Source organism: Actinoallomurus soli (assembly GCF_024055715.1).
Lineage (GTDB): Bacteria > Actinomycetota > Actinomycetes > Streptosporangiales > Streptosporangiaceae > Actinoallomurus > Actinoallomurus soli.
Genome location: NZ_JAMXMV010000027.1, coordinates 12900 through 30608, shown reverse-complemented (window position 1 = coordinate 30608; position 17709 = coordinate 12900). Strand labels below are relative to the sequence as shown.

General features: G+C 69.9%; 17 protein-coding genes. 7 read left to right on the top strand and 10 right to left on the bottom strand.

Translation table 11 applies throughout. From position 1 onward, the window contains the following. Positions 1 to 50: 50 nt before the first annotated feature. From NDW01_RS37420 to NDW01_RS37410, 3 genes are all read right to left on the bottom strand, one after another. A complete protein-coding gene (locus NDW01_RS37420; protein ID WP_252829139.1) occupies positions 51 to 413 on the bottom strand; it encodes a DUF5335 family protein in 363 nt (120 codons plus the stop codon). A 20-nt stretch (positions 414 to 433) separates the two neighbouring features. Further along, positions 434 to 919, bottom strand: a complete 486-nt coding sequence (locus tag NDW01_RS37415) for a general stress protein (protein WP_252829138.1) — start codon at positions 917 to 919, stop codon at positions 434 to 436. A 102-nt stretch (positions 920 to 1021) separates the two neighbouring features. Then, positions 1022 to 1198, bottom strand: coding sequence for a hypothetical protein (locus NDW01_RS37410; protein WP_252829137.1), 177 nt, complete (start codon positions 1196 to 1198; stop codon positions 1022 to 1024). 345 nt (positions 1199 to 1543) lie between these two features. Here NDW01_RS37410 and NDW01_RS37405 point away from each other — a divergent pair, with 345 nt between their 5' ends. Then, positions 1544 to 2398 carry an LLM class F420-dependent oxidoreductase gene (locus NDW01_RS37405; protein ID WP_252829136.1) on the top strand — a complete coding sequence of 285 codons (855 nt, stop codon included), beginning with the start codon at positions 1544 to 1546 and terminating at the stop codon, positions 2396 to 2398. Positions 2399 to 2409: 11 nt separating this feature from the next. Here NDW01_RS37405 and NDW01_RS37400 read toward each other — a convergent pair whose 3' ends face one another. Genes NDW01_RS37400 through NDW01_RS37390 form a run of 3 tightly spaced genes read right to left on the bottom strand, consistent with a single transcriptional unit; the run spans position 2410 to position 6040 of the window. Then, on the bottom strand, positions 2410 to 2760 hold the full coding sequence (locus tag NDW01_RS37400) for a hypothetical protein (protein ID WP_252829135.1): 351 nt from the start codon (positions 2758 to 2760) through the stop codon (positions 2410 to 2412). 8 nt (positions 2761 to 2768) lie between these two features. Then, a complete protein-coding gene (locus tag NDW01_RS37395) occupies positions 2769 to 5639 on the bottom strand; it encodes a helix-turn-helix transcriptional regulator (protein WP_252829134.1) in 2871 nt (956 codons plus the stop codon). Next, positions 5639 to 6040: a DUF2267 domain-containing protein gene (locus tag NDW01_RS37390; protein WP_252829133.1), complete on the bottom strand. Its 402-nt coding sequence runs from the start codon at positions 6038 to 6040 to the stop codon at positions 5639 to 5641. The genes NDW01_RS37395 and NDW01_RS37390 overlap by 1 nt, the downstream gene beginning before the upstream one ends. Before the next feature lie 721 nt (positions 6041 to 6761). Here NDW01_RS37390 and NDW01_RS37385 point away from each other — a divergent pair. Beyond that, positions 6762 to 7586: a MarR family winged helix-turn-helix transcriptional regulator gene (locus NDW01_RS37385; RefSeq protein WP_252829132.1), complete on the top strand. Its 825-nt coding sequence runs from the start codon at positions 6762 to 6764 to the stop codon at positions 7584 to 7586. Between the two features lie 183 nt (positions 7587 to 7769). On the opposite strand, the gene NDW01_RS43320 is transcribed toward NDW01_RS37385, so the two are convergent. After that, positions 7770 to 7898, bottom strand: coding sequence for a hypothetical protein (locus tag NDW01_RS43320; RefSeq protein WP_256514070.1), 129 nt, complete (start codon positions 7896 to 7898; stop codon positions 7770 to 7772). A 361-nt stretch (positions 7899 to 8259) separates the two neighbouring features. On the opposite strand from NDW01_RS43320, the gene NDW01_RS37380 reads away from it, so the two are divergent. The 4 genes from NDW01_RS37380 (at position 8260) to NDW01_RS37365 (ending at position 12616) form a co-directional block, all read left to right on the top strand. Then, positions 8260 to 9897, top strand: a complete 1638-nt coding sequence (locus tag NDW01_RS37380; RefSeq protein WP_252829131.1) for a glycoside hydrolase family 99-like domain-containing protein — start codon at positions 8260 to 8262, stop codon at positions 9895 to 9897. A gap of 427 nt (positions 9898 to 10324) precedes the next feature. Beyond that, positions 10325 to 11188, top strand: coding sequence for a GNAT family N-acetyltransferase (locus tag NDW01_RS37375; RefSeq protein WP_252829130.1), 864 nt, complete (start codon positions 10325 to 10327; stop codon positions 11186 to 11188). Positions 11189 to 11442: 254 nt separating this feature from the next. Further along, positions 11443 to 12162: a ZIP family metal transporter gene (locus NDW01_RS37370; RefSeq protein WP_252829129.1), complete on the top strand. Its 720-nt coding sequence runs from the start codon at positions 11443 to 11445 to the stop codon at positions 12160 to 12162. Between the two features lie 70 nt (positions 12163 to 12232). Further along, positions 12233 to 12616 carry a hypothetical protein gene (locus tag NDW01_RS37365; RefSeq protein ID WP_252829128.1) on the top strand — a complete coding sequence of 128 codons (384 nt, stop codon included), beginning with the start codon at positions 12233 to 12235 and terminating at the stop codon, positions 12614 to 12616. Between the two features lie 252 nt (positions 12617 to 12868). Here the strand turns inward: NDW01_RS37365 and ligA are convergent, their stop codons facing one another. From ligA to NDW01_RS37350, 3 genes are all read right to left on the bottom strand, one after another. Next, the gene (gene ligA / locus NDW01_RS37360) at positions 12869 to 14860 is read right to left on the bottom strand and encodes an NAD-dependent DNA ligase LigA (RefSeq protein WP_252829127.1); all 1992 of its coding nucleotides are present in this window, start codon (positions 14858 to 14860) and stop codon (positions 12869 to 12871) included. A gap of 94 nt (positions 14861 to 14954) precedes the next feature. After that, complete coding sequence (locus NDW01_RS37355; RefSeq protein ID WP_252829126.1) at positions 14955 to 15497, bottom strand: flavin reductase family protein; 543 nt, start codon at positions 15495 to 15497, stop codon at positions 14955 to 14957. Positions 15498 to 15710: 213 nt separating this feature from the next. Further along, positions 15711 to 16376 (bottom strand): TetR/AcrR family transcriptional regulator, encoded by a 666-nt coding sequence (locus NDW01_RS37350; protein WP_252829125.1) that lies wholly within the window; start codon positions 16374 to 16376, stop codon positions 15711 to 15713. Between the two features lie 180 nt (positions 16377 to 16556). Here NDW01_RS37350 and NDW01_RS37345 point away from each other — a divergent pair, with 180 nt between their 5' ends. Further along, positions 16557 to 17588, top strand: coding sequence for a medium chain dehydrogenase/reductase family protein (locus NDW01_RS37345; RefSeq protein ID WP_252829124.1), 1032 nt, complete (start codon positions 16557 to 16559; stop codon positions 17586 to 17588). The last annotated feature ends 121 nt before the right edge of the window (positions 17589 to 17709 follow it).

Here is a 17709-nt window from a genome sequence, read left to right as displayed (position 1 = left end):
GGCCGGGCCCGCGGCACCGGACCGCCGCCATACGACGTCCACCGGCGGGCTCAGGGAGGAGGCAGGGCGGGTTCCGGACGCAGGCGCAGCAGGGTCGCGGTCCCGTCCCCGCCGACGATCCGGACGTCGGTCTCGGCCGGGGCGAGGACCGTGAAGTCGATCTCCGTGGGATGGTCGATCATGTGGCGGAGCAGAACCGGGAATCGCGCCGAGTTCCCCCCGACTCCGATGACGACCACGTCGTCGCGGGGATCGTAGGAGGCGTACGCGAACGGCAGCCGCTCGGTCTCGAACTGGTCACCGAGGTCGGCGTCGAGCAGTTCGATGGCGGCGCTGTGACCGGCGTGATCCGCGCTCAGCGTGTCGAAGAACTCCGTCCACTTGCCGCGGTCGACCGTCGTGGCCTGGCTCATCTCGATCTCCTCCCGAAGCGTCACACCAGTCGGCTCGCGTTGCCGGCCGGAGCCACCCTGGCCGTGGCCAGTACGCGCCGCGCCTCCTCGGCGAACGGTGCGTCGACCAGCACTTGGTAACGGTCGGCGACGACGGCGGGCACCGCGACGAACGACGACCGCCGCCACACGTGTGCGACCGCCGCCCAGATCAGGCCGAACACGATGCCGATCACGACCGCGGAGATCACCGATGCCGCCACCCACGGGCTGACGATCAGGAACACGAGCCCGACGAGAAGCCCGATCCAGCCACCGGTGAGTGCTCCGGAGGCCAGGGCCCGGCCCAGGGTGAGGCGGCCGAGTACGGCCTCCTGCAGCCTGAGGCCCGTGCCCACGATGCCCACGTGCTCCACCGGGAACTTGTGCTGCGCAAGAACGTCCACAATGTGCTGGGCCGCCTCGTGACTGCCGTACGTACCGAGCACGACCTTGTGCGGGCCTTCCTCGGCCCTGCCGGTTGACATGTGCCCTCGGCTTCCTCTCTCGGTTGATGCCGTGATGCCCTGTCGAATGCGGCACCGCGGCCCGCCGGTGAGACCGCTCCCACCGGCCCCGCGTCAACGCCGTCACGCGCCCCTGCCGTCCCGGACCGCCGCCGCCACGCCGTCCAGCGCCGACGCGATCGCGAGTGCGGCCTCGGCCTGAGCGGCCATGAGCTTCTCGTGGCTCATCCTGGGATCCATGGTGAGCGCCTCCGTGATGAAGAGACGAGCGGCGCTCGCGTGGTCCTCAACGGTTTCCATGCCTCTGACGCTATGCACCGGGACTTCGAGCGGCATCCCCTAATCGGCTAGGCCGTTCCGGAGGGCCCCGGATCACCGGTCACTCGCGGCGGCCTCGTCCTGATCACTTGCTCGCCTTCATCACGAGCCGCGTCGGCTCCGCCCGCGAGGTCCCCGCGAGGTCACCTCGAGCTCGCGGAAGACGTGTCGCAGGTGGAAGGCGACCGTGTGCCCGCTCATGAACATCGTGCGGCCGGTCGCGTCCTCAGCCCTGGTGGATATGGGCGGTCCCTTGCGGCTGGATGTCGCGTTTGCCGGAGCGCCCGCTTTGGGGAAGGAATCAGGAGGGAGATTCGGGGGGCACCTATGAGATTCGGCATCGCTACGTTCGTCACGGACGAGGGCATTCATCCTGCACGGCTGGGCGGCGAGCTCGAGCGGCGCGGCTTCGAGTCGGTGTTCATCGCCGAGCACACGCACATCCCGGTGAAGCGGGAGTCGCGGTGGCCCGAGGGTGAGGAGGGGGGCGAGCTTCCGCGGAAGTACTACCGGACGCTCGATCCGTTCGTGGCCCTCACCGCGATGGCCGGGACGACCGAACGGCTCCTGCTCGGCACCGGGATCCTCCTTCTCATCGAGCGCGACCCCATCATCGCGGCCAAGGAGATCGCGAGCCTCGATCACGTCTCCGGCGGACGGGTCGTCGTGGGCATAGGCGCCGGCTGGAACCGCGAGGAGATGCGCGATCACGGCACCGATCCGAAGACCCGCATGAGCCTGCTACGCGAACGGGTCCTCGCGATGAAGGAGATATGGACGAAGGAACAGGCCGAGTTCCACGGCGACTTCGTGGACTTCGACCCGATCTTCTCCTGGCCCAAACCCGTACAACGCCCGAATCCCCCGATCCTCGTCGGCGGTTCCGGGCCGAGAACGCTCGATCGCGTGCTGGAGTACGGCGACGGCTGGATGCCGACCTACGGGTTGGGCGTCGAGGAGATCGCCCGCAGGATCGCCGACCTGCGGCGGCGGGCCTCCGACGCCGGGCGCGAGCCGATCCCCGTGACCGTCTACGCCGTGCCCGGCGATCGTGACATCGTCGCCCGGCTGGCGGATGCGGGCGTGGAGCGGGTGCTGTTCGATCTGCCCACGCTCCCCGCGGACGAGACCGCGCGGGCGCTGGACGAGTTCGCTGCGGTCGCCCGGAACGCACAGCGATAGAGCTCGGGGCGTTACTTCGGCTTGTCGAGCATGCCGTGCAGGTGGGCCGCGGCGACCTGGATGTCGTCGTACTTCCGCTGCGCCGCCCGCACCTCCGCGGCGATCACACCGCACCGGTGGGCCCTCTCGAAGTCCCCGTAGGGAAACTTGTACCTGGATTTGTCGTCCTTGGAGTAGTCGTCGTCGATGCCGAGGTGCCACCTGCCGTACTCGTCGAATCCGAACGTCTCGATGAACTCGTTCTCCTGCTGCGTGGACGGCTGGTGTTCGCTCCATTCGCCCATCTCGTCGACGACGGCTTTCCCCTCGTCGATCAGTTTCTTCGCGTACGCGAACGACCGCTCACTCAGCTTCACTGCCATGGCTCCTCCTAACCTGGCCAGGGAGGTGTGCTGACCGGTGTCGCCGCGCCGAGACGTGCGTCGGACGGCGTCTGTTGCCGGTTCTCCTCCATGACCCGCCGGGCCAGCTCGAAGCGTGAGCCGATTTCGAGCTTGCGGAAGATGTGACGGAGGTGGAAGGCGGTCGTGTGCACGCTGATGAACAGCTGGTCGGCCACCTGCCGGTTGGTCAGTCCCTGGGCGACCAACTCGGTGATCCGGCGCTCGGTGTCGGTGAGGCTGCCCCAGCCCGAGACGGGACGCTCGCCCTGTGTCCAGTGGCGGCGCCGCACGCCCAGCCGGCGAAGCCGGCGGCGCACCCGAGCGGCGTCCCAGGCCGCGCCGATGCCGTCGTAGCCGGCCAGCGCCTGGTCCAGGCTGGCGATGGCCGACTGCCGTGACCCGGTGCCCCGGCTCGCGGCCAGTGCGCCGAGGTCCTCCGCCGCGGACGCGCGCGCCCACGGGTCGGCGTGGTCCGCGGACGCGCGGTCCAGCGCGCACTCGTCACCGTCCAGCAGGCCGCGGGCGTGTTCGGCCGCCGCCGCGACGGTGGGAAAGCCCGGGTTCTCGCGGGCGAGCCGTTCCGCGGCGCCGACCACGCTCTCGGCTCGCAGGCGATCGTCCAGGGCGAGCGCGGTGCGTACCAGCCAGGCCGCCGCGGTGGGGTCGCTGACCAGCGCCCAGGAGTGCTCCGGCACCTGCTCGCACAGCTCCGCGAACGCCCTCGCCACGGCACCGGCACCATCGCGCGCCATCGCGATCTGGCTCGTCACGAGCGCGAAGCGGGCCTCTGCGTGTGGCGATCCGTACTGCGACAGTCCCGGCCGTACCCGGTCGACGTACCGCTGCGCGGCGTTCGGGCCCCCGGACCGCAGCGCGGCGACGGCGAGCACCGCCAGCGCGGACGACATCAGCACATGCGGGCCCGACCCACTGGTGGCCGCCAGGCCCGCCTCGGCCTCGGCGATCGCGTCGTCGAAACGGCCCGCGGCCAGATGCAGACGGGCGCGGAGCACGGCGGGCGCCGCCGCCCACACGAGACGTCCGCGCACCTTGACGTCGTCGCCCGCGCTCGCCATCACCGAACATGCCTCGTCCAGCCGCCGGACGTCGGTCAGGAGCATCGCCAGAATCATCCGGGGGTGCAGGCACCAGGCGTCGATGGACGCCGCCCGGCTGACGGCCTCGCGGGCGAGCCGCAGGCCCTCGGCCAGGTCGTCCATGTCCCACGCGGCCAGCGCGAGCGTGATGAACGCCCCGGTGACGAGGGCGTCGCCGTGCTCGCCGGCAGCCTCGACGATCGCCTGCGCATGCCGACGCGCGAGCCTACCGTCACGGGCAGCGACCTGCGCGTTGAGCAGCGCGAGTTCAGCGGCGTCGCGGAGCCGGTTCGGTAGGCCCGGTTGGGCCAGTACGGTCGCGGCGTCCGCCGCGGCCTCGGCCGACCGGCCCTGCATGTGCAGGATCTCCGACCGGAGGCAGCACAGGCGCGCGTGGGCGGCGGCGGTCAGCGGCCGGGTGAGGGCCGCTTCGGTGAAACCGGCGGCCTCGTCCAGCCGGCCCGCCTCCATGAGCGTGCGGACGGCGGTCAGCGTGCGATCGGTGCGGGCCGGTTCGGCGGGACCGGTGAGGTGCACTACCCGCAGTGCGATGTCCGCCGCGGTGTGCGGTGAGACCGGCAGGATGTCGTCGACCAGCCGATCCAGCTCGGCGAGGCCACGGGGATCGCCCGTGCGGACACCCTGCATCAGGTGCGCCGCGGCCGCCGTCGCAGGCCCGCCCCGGTCGTACAGGACCTCGCCGATCTGCTGGTGCAGCGCCTTCCGGATGGGAACCGGAACGGCGTCGGTGACCGCCTGCCACAGCAGGCCGTGCCGGAAGGCCAGCTCCTCCCCCGCGACGGCGAGCACGCCGGCCGACAGCGCCTCGTCGAGCTGCGGGACGATCGCGGTCGGGGTCGCGCCGAGCACCGCGGCCGCGGCGTCCGGCGAGAACGAGCGTGCCAGGACCGCGGCCACGGTCAGCAGGTGGCGCGTCCGCGGGCTCAACTGGTCGAGCAGGTGCCGTGCCGCCGCCTGGGACCGCCGCGGCAGGCCGGCCGCGACGAGACGTGCGCTGCCGTCGCGAATCTGGATCCCATTCTCGCCGCGCAGTCCGGCTATGAGCGCGGTGAGGAGGTACGGGTTGCCGCCTGACTGGCGGGCGAGCGCCGCCAGCCGCGCGTCGGGCACGGCACCGAGCATGTCGATGACGATCCAGGTCAGCGCCTCGTCGTCGAGCGGCGGCAGGATGACCCGCTGCACGCCGTCGTATTCGAGGAGGCCGAAGAGGCGACCGGCGGCCTTCCCCTCCTTCACCGTGCTGCGGGCCAGCAGCCACGCGACGGGCCGGCCGGCGAGCTGTGACGTCCAGGCCCGCAGCGTCGCGAGGGCGGTCGGCGTCACCAGCTGAAGGTCGTCGAGGCTGACCAGCACGGGGCCGGCTCCCGCTCGTTCGTCGAGACCGGCGCGGACCCTCTCGATCCGCCACATGTGCCGGTCCTGCTCGGCGGACGGTCCCTCGCCGTCGGCGATCACGTCCTCGCCGAGCGCCGAGAGCAGCGACTCCACAAGCGGCATCCGGCCGAGTTCGGGGGCGCCGACCGTCACCGACAAGACGCCGCGCGCGCGGGCCGTTCGCGTCGCCTCGCGGAGGAGAAGGCTCTTGCCGATGCCGGGCTCGCCCTCGACGAGCAGGACCCCAGAGCGCCCCTCCTGCGCCGCGGCCAGCAGATCGAGGACGGCGCTCCATTCGGCCGCACGGCCGCGCATCGCCGCCGGCCCACGACCATCCTCGGTGCAGTGCGTCGGAACGGTGGACATCATGGCTCCGGCAGCAGCGCGTGGTAGCCCATCGGCAGCTGGACGGTGACGTCGGAGTACTCGTCGTCCCCTACTGCCTCGCACAACGTGGCGAAGACCGCGCAGGCGTACTCGCACGCCTCGAACGGGTACACGCCCGCCGGCTCGGCGATACGGTCCACGAGCCGGTTCAGCGGCATCCGTCGCGCCGTCCCGCCGCTCGCGCTGCGTCTGAGCGGACCGTGCAGCGTGAGGGAAGGCCGCGGGATCAGGTGGTCGACCTCGCCACCGGCGATACGTTCGGCGATCTTGTCCAGGAATTCGGCCGGCGTCGTCAGGGTCGCCCGTGCGGCGCGTTCGGCCAGGTCGCCGTCGAGGCCGCCTTTGCGCTGCATGGCCTGGATGAACTCACGGTAGTCCACGATCGCTCCTCCCCCGATCAGGAGCCGGTCTCGGCGGGGTGCGGCGGACGCGACCACACGCCCGCGAGCGTTTTCGGCCAATCGGTCAGGGGCGGCGCGGAGACCTCGATGGCCGAGCGGCCCGCATCGGCCAGACCGACCGATACGGCATTACTTCACCGTAGTCGCCGCCCGGCCGCCCCGCATCCTGCGGTAGGTCACTCCCGCGAAGGCGGCCCACCCGGGTAGCGCGGTGGGAGCGAGCGCCACCAACGCGCACATCAGAGGGAGGACATCATGAAGATCGCGCCAGAAAACACCCACGGAGCACCCGAACCGACCGTTGGACCTGGATGATCAGGCGTCACACGTTAGGCCGGTGTCGTCCACCAGCACCGGGGCTCGCAGCGTGGAACAGGCGTCCTGCACTTTCTGCTCTACGACCTTCACCAGGTCGACTTCCTGAATCTCGGTCAGGTCCTGTTCGACCCAGCGACGACGCCCGGTCGTGGGGCGCCGGCGCTCGCTACCCTCGACCCGCCCGCAGGTCAGGTCAGGTCAGGTCAGGTCAGGTCAGGGCAACAATGCCGCGTACACGCTGTGCGCGGTGCCGAGTCCGGGTGACACCCAAAAACTGCCCGGCAGGATCGACCGGAGTTGTCGGATCCGGGCCGCGTCGTTCGTAGCAAGGGTGAGAGGCCGCCCAGCAGGGGCGCTGCCGCGACCACAGGAGATGCGACCGATGCCGCACCCACAGGCCAAGGTCCACCGCATGTTCGAGCTCGTCGAGCCGATCGCCACCGTCACCTTCTCCGAGGTGCCCAACGAGGCGTTCCTGGCCCTCGGCATGCGCAACTACTGGGACGGATACTTCGCGGGCCGGGCCGCGCCGCTGGGGCCGGCACCGGCCGAGGTGGTGCATGCGGTCTTCTACAACTTCGCCGACGGCGAGGTGGCGCGCCACATCCCGTGGGTCTGGGGGAAGATCACCCCGGAGGAGGCGATCGCCGTACGCGAGCGGAGCAGCGCCGCCGCGCTACGGCAGATGATCGGGGGGCTCGCCGACTCCCCCGGCATGGTACGGGTCACCGACCTCGCTGCCCGAGCAGCGGTCAGCGCGCCGATCGAGGGCCGAGCACTGTATGCCGGGCTCCGGGCGCTCGACGTGCCCGAGGAACCGGTGGCCAGGCTCTGGCACGCGGCGACGCTGCTGCGCGAACACCGCGGGGACGGCCACAACGCCGCCCTCCTCGCCCACGGCATCGGCGGCACCGAAGCCCACGTCCTCCTCGCTCTCTCCCTCGGAATGAGGGCGGAGGAATTCGGCCGGATCCATCATCTGCCCAAGGCACGGGTTGCCGCCGTCGTCGACGGGCTACGCGGCCGCGGTCTCGTGGACGCCGCCGGCGGGTTCACCGACGCCGGCCGGGAGACCAAGGAGAGGATCGAGGCTCTCACCGACGAGCTGGCGGCGCCGGCGTACGACGTGCTCAGCGCGGACGAGCTCGACGAGCTGGTCGCCGGGCTCGAGCCGATCGCCGCCGCGGTAGAGGCCGTCGGCGACTGAGCGGGCGCATGCGGGCGACGGCCACGGCCCCCGGCTCGGCCGCCGGCTCGGCCGCCGAGGTGAGCAGGTCATTGCGCGGGTCACCCGCACGGTGCAGCCGGCGGCGCTGCGGTAAAGGACGATGGGCCCCCTATTCGACCAGCCACGCGCGGGCCCGCTCGGCGTCGGCGATGTCGGCGAGCATCAGTACGTGGTCCCGTGCTTCGCCCGGGTCGGGAGCGTCGGCAGAATCAGCAGGCTGTCGTCGTCGGTGTTGCGGAACAGCTTGAGCCCGGAGACGGATCCGTGAACCCCCGCACGGTGCTGGACCACGTGATCTCTTCCTACACCGCCGACTGTGCGGGCCTTCGCCTGCACTCGCGTGCCCCCGGACCGGGTATCCCTGCAGGGAGACGCCCGAGGTTAATGGGCGGGCTGGTCAATGCGGTGTCGGAGCGAGTGCTACCAGCCGAACTGACGGCGCAGCTGGACCATGCCAAGACATCCCGGCCACAGCACCTGGTCCTCCAGCATTCCCGAATCGGCGCTCGGCCGCCGAACCCACTGGCTCGCTTATTTCGGAGTGATTCAAAATGGCAGCCGGAAACGGTTGCGGGCCGGTAAAGTCGGCTCCAGCCGGTTGGCGGTGGTCGAAAGCGGGTAGGCGATGCGGCGAAGGTCGACAGCACTATTGGTGGCGACGCTGGTCCTGTTGGCGCTGGTGGGCGGGCGCGTCGCGACCGCCGACACGGCGGGTCAGGAGAACAAGGTCACCGACCCGGTGCCCCTCCTGGAACTACGCACCAACGGCAATGCCGGCTGGTTCTGGACCTTGTCCGAGGCCGAGGAGAGCGCCGCAGTCAGCCAGTATGGCATGACGCTTGAGCCGACGAAGCTCGGATATCTGCTCCGGCAGCCGTTCACCGGATCCCAGGCGATCTACCGGCTCAGGAGCAACGCCCGGGCCACCTATCTGCTCACCGCCTCCTCGGCCGAGCGCGACTCGCTGACCGCGTCGGGCGCGTTCACGTACGAGGGCGTCATCGGGTACGCCTTCACCCAGCCGCATTCCGGCACCGCCGAACTCCACCGGATGAATAACGGAGTGGAATGGCGGGTGGTGCCCGACGCCGACGTCGCCAGATTCGCACAGAACGGCTACACCGACGACGGGCCGCTCGGGTATGTGTACCCCGTGTACAACCGCGTCGGCGCCATCTACTTCGGCACCTTCGACGCGGACGGAAACCGAGCGTTCATGGACAATGTCAAGAGCGTCTACGGCCGTGACAACGACTGGTGGGGCGGCGTCAAAGACTTCGCCGGATACGATGCGCCGCAGAACACCTGGCACTGGCCGAATGCCGACTTCTCGGACCTGAAGCCGTCGATCGGTTACTACGACGACGAGCAGCCGGCCACTCTGGAGCGGCAGATCGAGCAGGCGTCGAGCGCCGGCCTCCGCTACTTCTCCTTCTACTGGTACTGGAACCCGGCGAACGGTGGCGGGGAGCAGCTCATCGGCGGCCTACGGTCGTTCCTGCAGGCCGCCAACCGCGCCGACATGGATTTCAACGTCATGACGTGCATCCATCCGTGGAGCAACGGCAACGTCTCGCTGCGGCTGCCCGCCGACCAGATCACCAAGGCCGCCGACACGATCGTCGACACCTACCTCGGGCAGCCGAACTACCTGCGCGCCAATGACGGGCGGCCGATCATCGAGGTGTGCGATGACCGCGGTATCGGCAGCGGTACCGCGAACTCGGTCGACGCCGCTGCTGTCCGGCGGTTCACCGACGCGCTCCGCGCGGAGGCCAAGGTCAAGTACGGCGAGGACGTACTGATCACACTCAACGACCAGCTGGGCGTGCCGTCCACGGACAGCGGCTTCGATGGCACGCAGGTCCAGGGTCGTTACGACGCCAGCCGCTCGTACCAGCAGTACGTCGACACCGAGCGCGGCCGCATCGCGAACTACCCCGGCATCCTGATCCGGGGTGCCACCTCCGGCTTCGACAACCGGCCCTGGGACGGCGTCGGCATCGCCGACCCAGGCCCGAACGCCACGGAGCAGCAGCTGGAGGCCGCGTTCTCTTGGTACGACGACCACTCGATCGCCCGGTTCGGCACGCTGCTGGCCAACCTGCGATCCGACATCCAGGCATCGACCAGGCCGCCCGCCACGGACAATCTCGTGCTGATCTACGCCTGGAACGAATGGCATGAAGGGGGCCACATCGAGCCCAACGTTCGCGATGGCTGCGCCTACCTGAACACTATTCGCCAGCAGCTTGCGCTCACGGGCGGCACCGGCTGCACGATCAGTTGATGCGGGCCATCCGCCCGAGGTGTGGACACCCTGAACGCCCTGGACCACGGAGGTCTGAGGGGAAAGGGGGCCCGTGTAGGGATGAAGGTCTACTCCGAGGAGCGCAACGCCGGGCCGCGGGTTGCATCCCCCGGACATGGTGTAGGAGTTTCCGCTGATCGACCTGAAGCCGGCCGGCTTCACCTCGGCTCCAGGTGAATGCGCGCCAACGACGTGGCGTCTCGCTGCTCCAGTGCTTGAACTCGTGGACTACGACACCGGGGCTGGGTGAGTGGCTCGAGGCCCTGGTTTCGTCCGCGTGTAGTGACGACGTTCGTCGAAGAGTCTGGGCAACACCCCTGATCGTCAGGCTGCCGTTTTCAGCAACGGCTAGGTCGTGTCGCTGACCCGTTCGACGCCTCGGGTGGGGGCCGTATTCGATCAGGGGATGTCGATCGTGTTGAGGACGCCGGGAGCCGACGAACTGGGCGAGGCTGTGCGCGCACTGCGGAAGTGGCAGTACGACGGGGCGCCGATGCAGTTGCATCCGGGAGACCTCGGCTGGCACTGGCGGTTCGGCGGGGAGCCGACGGCCGCGGCGGTGCGGACCTGGGGCCGCGACGGGCGGATTCTCGCAGTCGGGCTTGTGGATTCCGAGCTGGTGCGTCTGGCCGTCGCTCCCGAGGCTCGAGAGGACGATGAACTGGCCCGGCAGATGGCTGAGGACGTGACGCAGCCTGAACGCGGCGTTCTGCCGGAGGACAGGGCCTACGTCGAAGCGCGCTGGGGCGGACTGTTCCAAGAGTTGCTGCGGGAAGACGGATGGGAGCCCGACGAGCCGTGGATCCCGCTGTCACGCTGCCTCCGCGAGCCAGTGGAGAACTGTGGCGTCCGGATCGAAGTGATCGGTCCTGAGCAGGCCCATGTGCGGGCTGCGGTTCAGCGCGCGGCGTTCGACCGGTCGACGTTCACCGACGAGCGCTGGCACACGATGGCCGCCGGACTGCCGTACGCCGACGCCCGGTGTTCGGCCGCGTACGACGACCAGGGCGACGCGGTGGCGGCCACGACCGTGTGGTCGGCCGGCCCGGGAAAACCCGGGTTGCTCGAACCGCTGGGTGTGCACCGCGAACATCGCGGCCACGGTTACGGCACAGCGATCGCCGTCGCCGCTGCGGCCGCCCTCCAGGAGATGGGCTCGTCGAGCGCGATCGTCTGCACCCAGAGTTCCAACGCCGGAGCCGTCGCCGCCTATCGGTCGGCCGGCTTCCAGCAGCTTCCCGAAGTGCGGGACCTGCGCCGGAGTGCCTAGGGCTGTTGAGCCAGTACAGGTCTCGCGGCCAGATAGAGCGCGGCGTGATGGTTACGCGGTCGCCACCTCCTCGATCGCCCCCTCCAGGGAGGCCACCTCGGCGTGGCCATGCCGTCGAAGCTTCTCGGCGAACCAGACGAACACGGTAGCGTGCCTGATCTTGAGGGTCTCGCACCATGACCCGCCTATGCCACAGGAGGATTCGTGCACTCCGGCTTCGCCGTCACCGCATCAGATGACCAGGGCGGCATCTGATGCTGGACCCCATCGACATCGGCTTCGTGGCGATCCCGGTCGCCGCTGCCGCCGTCGCCGGCGTGGTCGCCGCAGTCGCCCGCCCAGGCGAGCGTCTCACCAGCGCTCTTCAGCACTTCGCCGCCGGCGTGGTGTTCGCGGCCGCCGCGATCGAGCTCATTCCCAAGGTGCTGCGCCAGAACCCGGGCGTGGCGATCATCGGCTTCACCGCCGGGATCATCGTCATGTTCACGATGCGCGCCTACACCGAGCGCATCGAAGCCCGGCAGAAACACGCCGGTGTCAGCATGCCGACCGGCCTGATCGGCGCCACAGCCCTCGACTTCCTCGTCGATGGCGCCGTCCTCGGCGCCGGGTTCACCTCGGGCCATCAGACCGGGCTCCTGCTCACTCTGGCGCTGACCCTCGAATACCTGTTCGTCGGCCTGTCGATCGCCGCAGCGCTAGGCCCGAAGACCCGCAGAACGACCCTCATCGCCTTGCCCACCGTACTGGCGGTCCTGACCATCGTCGGAGCCGTCGCCGGGCTCGTGCTGCTGTCCGGAGTCTCGGCCGCCGTCCTGGCCGGCGTTCTGGCTTTCGGCGCTGTCGCGTTCATGTACCTGGTCACCGAAGAACTCCTCGTCGAGGCGCACGAACGCGGCGAGACCGCATCCGGATCAGCCTTGTTCTTCGTCGGCTTCCTGCTGTTCATGGTGCTGACCGAGACTTTGGGCTGAGTGTTCTTCGAGAGAAAGGCTGGACCACCAAGCCCTCGATGACAGGTCGACCACCACTGGCCGTTTCAACGTGGTGCTCGCCACGGAGGCCCTCGCCACCCGACTCTTGGGTCACATCATCCGGCTCACCGGCCAGTCGCCAGCGGAGGAATGGAAGGCCCTGCGGTGGCCATGGATCATGCGGACGCTCCTGGCCTGGGCCGCCGGCGTCGCGATGGCGGGTTACCTCCACTACACCATCCGGGCCTATCAGTTGATCCTCTTCTCCATACCAACGCATGTGACCGGCTGGCTTCGCGATGTATTCCACACGGGCTGGCTGGTCTGGCCGATCAGCGTCATAGCGTGGGCGATCTGGCTGACCGTCGCCCTGGAGGCAATCCGGTACTCCTGTTGGTGTTGGGAGTCTCCCTCGATCTCAGTGCCGCCATCGAACCGGCCGGTGGCATCGTGAGTCTGAAGATCGTCCGGGAGGAGGACCTTCATGGATTCCACGCTGACCGTATGGTTCGTGACGATCAGCCGTTGGGAATCGTCAGAACTTCATGAGGTGTGAACAGGAGTTCTCGTGCGCCCGGGCTGGACGTCCTACAGCGGCACACCGGCCTGGACGAGCCAGGAGGTCGCGGTGTGCCGCATGATCTTCAGCGGGTACTTCCGGATGGATGTTCTTCGGAGAACAGAGCGAGGGCGTGGTGGGTGTCGTTCAGATGACGCCGGCTTCGGCCAGCCAACGCCATAGTTCATCCTGGTGGACGACCGTGACTCCCAGCTTCTCGGCCTTGCCGGTCTTCGAGGCTCCGACGTTGTCGCCGGCGAGCAGGTAGTCGGTGTTGGCCGAGACCGACGAGGCGGTCGTTGCGGCCGCCTGCTCCACCAGGCGCGTGACGTCCGGCCGGCTGATCTTCGCGCCGGAGCGCGGGTCGGTGAAAGCGCCGGTGATCACGACCGACCTCCCCTTGAGCGGTGAGTCACCCGCGGCCGCCGCGTCGACCGGCCGGTCCTCGGGCAGCACATCGAGATTCACGCCCCGCTCGCGCAGCGCCACGATCTCCTCTTGGACGTCCGCGCGGGCGAAGAAGGCCACGATGCTCTCGGCGGCCTTCGGCCCGATGTCGCGGATCGCCACCAGATCCTCGACCGTCGCCGCCGCGATGTCCTCGATGCGCTCGTAGCCGGCCAGGCACAGGCGCTTGGCGGTGCCCTCGGAGGCCATCGGGATCGCCAGCCCGATCAATGCGCGCCGCAGCCCCATGCCCTTGGACGACTCGATCGAGTCGACCATTTTCCGGGCGCTGGTCTCGCCCATCCGCTCGTAACCGAGGAGCTGCTCGGCCGTCAGGTCGTACAGGTCGCTGCGGCGTTTGAGCACGCCGTCCTCGGCGAGCTTCTCGATCCAGACGTCACCGACGCCCTCCATGTCGGCCGCCTGGCGCGACGCCCAGTGCATCAGCCGACGCGTCGCCTGCGCCGGGCACTGCAGATTGACACACCAGCGCTCCTCGCCGGTGCCGCGGACCTCCAGCTCTGAACCGCACGACGGGCAGTGCGTCGGCGGGACGATCTCGACCTCGCTGCCATCGCGCCGCTCCGGCAGCGAGCGGCCCGCGAACGGGATCACATCGCCGCGCCGTACGACCGCCACCGTGTCGCCGATCCGCAGGTCGCGTTCGCGGATCAGCCGGGGGTTGTGGAGGGTGATGTTCTCCACCGTCACACCGCCGACGAACACCGGCGCGACCTTCGCGCGCGGCGGGACGCGGCCGATCTTGCCGACCGGCCACTCGACCGACAGCAACGTCGTCAGCTTCTCCTCCGGCGGATACTTGAACGCGATCGCGCCACGGGGCTCGGCGCTGTTGAAGCCCGCCGCCTCGAACGCCGCCGGCTCGTGCAGCCGCACGACCGCGCCGTCGATGTCGTAGTCCAGTCCATCGCGGCGGCCACCGATCTCGCCGATCGCGTCAATCACCTCCCCGGCGCTCGCGCACACGTACTGGGCGACCGGCTCGAAGCCCGCCGGGACCTGCACCGCGACGCCATCGCGATCGGCACCGAAGGCGAAGAACCGCAGCAGCCGCTCGGCCTTCGCGGCCGCCTCGGGATCCTTCAGCACCAGCGTCCCGGCGGCACCCGACCGCGGGTTGGTCAGCGTCCGGTCCGGGTGCGCCTCGTTATAGGCCGCCCACACCGACCGCAGCATCACGGCCTCACCGCGGACCTCTACGCGCCCCGGCGCCTCAATCCGGGTCGGCAGGCCCGGAATCACGTGACGCACCTTCTCGGTCACCAGCTCGCCGACCGCGCCGGTGCCGCGCGTGGCGACATAGTCGAGCCTTCCGTCGGTGTAGACGACGCTGAGCGAGAGCCCATCGAGCTTTTCCGACACGCGGAAGACCTGGCCGCTGAAGCGCTCGCAGAACGTGCGGATCTGCTCCTCGCTCGTCGCCTTCGCCAGCGAGAGCATCGGGCGCGCGTGGCGCACGGTCGGACCGGTCAACTCCGCCGGCGCGTTGACCCTGCCGAGCGGGCTGTCAGCCGGCTCGAGCTCGGGATGCTCGGCTACGAGCGCCGCCAGCTCATCCTTCAGCGCGTCGTAGTCGGCGTCCGGCAGCGGGCTGTCGCCGGTGCCGTAGTACAGGTCGTTCAGCCGCTCGACCTCGGCGGCCAGCTCGGCGATGCGCTCTTCAACGTCCACTCCTCGATTAAAGGCGATGGCACCGACAATGTTCGCCGACCGGCGTGTCGGTGCCGGAACTCCGCCACCGGCCGCAGCCTGGGCTGCGGGTGGCCTACGCCGGGTGCCCGGGGTCGATCGCGGGGAGGCCGGAGAACATGAGCGGGCCGCCGCCATTGGAACCGACATGCGTCTCGGCCGGGGCGAGCAGCACGCCGATGTGGTCACCGAGTTCCCGACGGTCGAGCACCCTACCGACGAGGACGCGCGGGCAGCGGGTCAGCAGCGGAACCCCGTCCGGGCCCGGCCGCCACTCGCAGCGAGCGAACTTGTCCGTCTCGTCCCCGGTCTCGGAGCCGAACAGCGTCGCCAGATCCTGCTGGTCCCGGCCCATCACGTGGACCGCGAGGTAGGAGGCGGAGGTCGCCACGCGGTAGGTCCGGTTCTTCTTCGACAGGCAGACGAGGAAGCGAAAAGGGTCGATCCCACACTGTGTCGTGAACCCGACGAGGCACCCTGCCCGTACGCGCCCGCCGTCGGCGGCGGTGGTCACCACGAACATCGGGTAGTCGAATCCCGAGATGAATCGCTCGGTGCTTCCCGCCTCGCGTCGGAAGGGATCAGTCGTTTCCGGAACCGGTGCGTCGGCATGGTGCATGCAGCGCTGCTTCCCGCCCAGCCTCCGCGAAAACACTCGCACCCAGGTCCGTCCACTCACGGGGCGACGGGAGGCCGTCCGGTGCGACGGCAGCTGCGTGCGGCGAACCGGACCACGGGTGTCGAGACGGAGGAAGGACGGCAGGCGACCACCCGACCGCGGCATACCCGGGGATCATCCGAACGACAGAGCAGGGCTCCCGAAGCGGGCCGCCTACTGGGGCAGGTGGCGCAGTTCGCTGTCGTACAGCTCGGCCGGGTCGAAGCCCATGCCGGTGAAGTGGCCTGCCAGTTCCAGGGAGAGGATGCCGTGCAGACGGGTCCAGAAGCGCAGGGCGCGGCGCAGGGCGGCCGGGGGTGCGGGGTGGCCGTCGGCCCACTGCCGGTGTTCGGCGAGGTGGGCCTCCAGGCGGGCGTCGGGGTGGCCGTCGGCCGGGGTCTCCACGGCTGTGCCGTCCGACTGGGCGGCGTCGAGGAGAGCGCCCATGATCTCTGAGGCGATCTCGGTGATGTCGTCGGGTGCGTGATATCCGGGGACCGGAGTGCCGTAGACGAGGAAGTAGCGCTGGGGGTCGTCCCGTGCCCAGGCGCGCAGTGCGTGTCCCAGTCCGGCCAGGTCCGCACCCGCCGCGGCGGCGGTGCGGATGGCGTCGGCGAGGCTTCGGTAGGCATCGCGGATCAGCTCGGTGATCAGCTCGTCCCGGCCGGCGAAGTACCGGTAGAGCGCGGGGCCGCTCATACCCATCTGCTTGGCGATGGCGTTCAGGGACAGCCCCGGCGCCCCCGCGGCGGCGATCTGCTCCCAGGCGCGCTCCTTGACCTCGGCCCGTAGCTGGGCCCGGTAGCGCTCGCGTGGGGTCTCCTTGCCCGCGGTGGTCATGTGCTCGTCCCTTTCCCTGTTCGATCACCGGCTCCCGGGAGCCCGGCGGGCCGCTCGGCGCATGCCCGCAGTTAGACCCTATTACGAATGTTGTTGACCGTCACTCCCGCCGTGAGTTATAACTTCTAACGAAAGCACCAGCCGCTAACTGTCGCTGGTGAGACGTCGATGGAGGTCGTCATGAACGCTGCGGGAATGGTCGAGGTCGTGCTGCCGGGCAAGGTCGAGCCGGAGGAACTTCAGATGCGGCAGAGGGCCGTGCCGACCGCCGGCCCGGGTCAGGTCGTCGTCCGGATGGAGGCGACCGGTGTCTCCTTCGCCGAGCAGCAGATGCGCCGCGGCCGCTACTACGACCAGCCGCCCTACCCGTTCGTTCCCGGCTACGACCTGGTCGGCACCGTGCTGGCGACCGGGGACGGTGTCGCTCCGGGCCTGGCCGGCACCCGGGTTGCCGCGCTGCTGAAGGTCGGCGGCTGGGCCAGCCACGTGGTCGTCGACGCCGCCGATGTGGTGCCGGTGCCGGACGGGATCAGAGCCGCGGAGGCGGAGACCGTGGTGATCAACGGCATCACGGCCTGGCAGATGCTGCACCGCAAGGCCCGCGTCCGGGCCGGGCAGACCGTCCTGGTGCACGGCGCCAACGGAGGAGTCGGCTCGGTCCTGGTCCAGCTCGCCCAGGCCGCGGGCGCGAAGGTGATCGGAACCGCTTCCGCGCGTCACCACGCCGCCCTGCGGGAACGTGGAGTCGCCCCGATCGACTACCGCACCGAGGACATCCCCGCACGCGTCCGTGAACTCGCCCCGCGCGGCGTGGACGCCGTCTTCGACCACGTCGGCGGCCGCAGCGTCGTCGACTCCTGGCGCATGCTTGCGCCGGGCGGCACGCTCGTCTCCTACGGCAGCGCCTCCACCCGCGACGATGAAGGTTCCAAGCAGTGGCCGGTGCTCAAGCTGCTGGGCCGAGTGTGGCTGTGGAACGCCCTGCCCAACCGCCGCCGCGCCTACTTCTTCAACGTCTGGGCCGGCCGGGCCCTGAGCCGCAGCCGCTTCCGGGCCCGGCTGCGCGCCGACCTCACCGAGGTGTTCGAAGCGCTGCGGCGCGGTGAGATCACCGCCCAGATCGCCGCCGAGCTGCCCCTCGCCCAGGTCGCCGAGGCGATGCGCCTGGCCGAGTCCGGCACCGTCGCCGGCAAGGTCGTCCTCCACGCCTGACGCTCCCCGCTGAGGCCGAACACGCATGTCACCTGGCCGCACCGCCGGCCTACCAGGTCGCCGGGTCGCCCGGGTCGGTGCCGGGGCCCTCGGCGTGACCTCCCGCACCGGCATGGTGAGC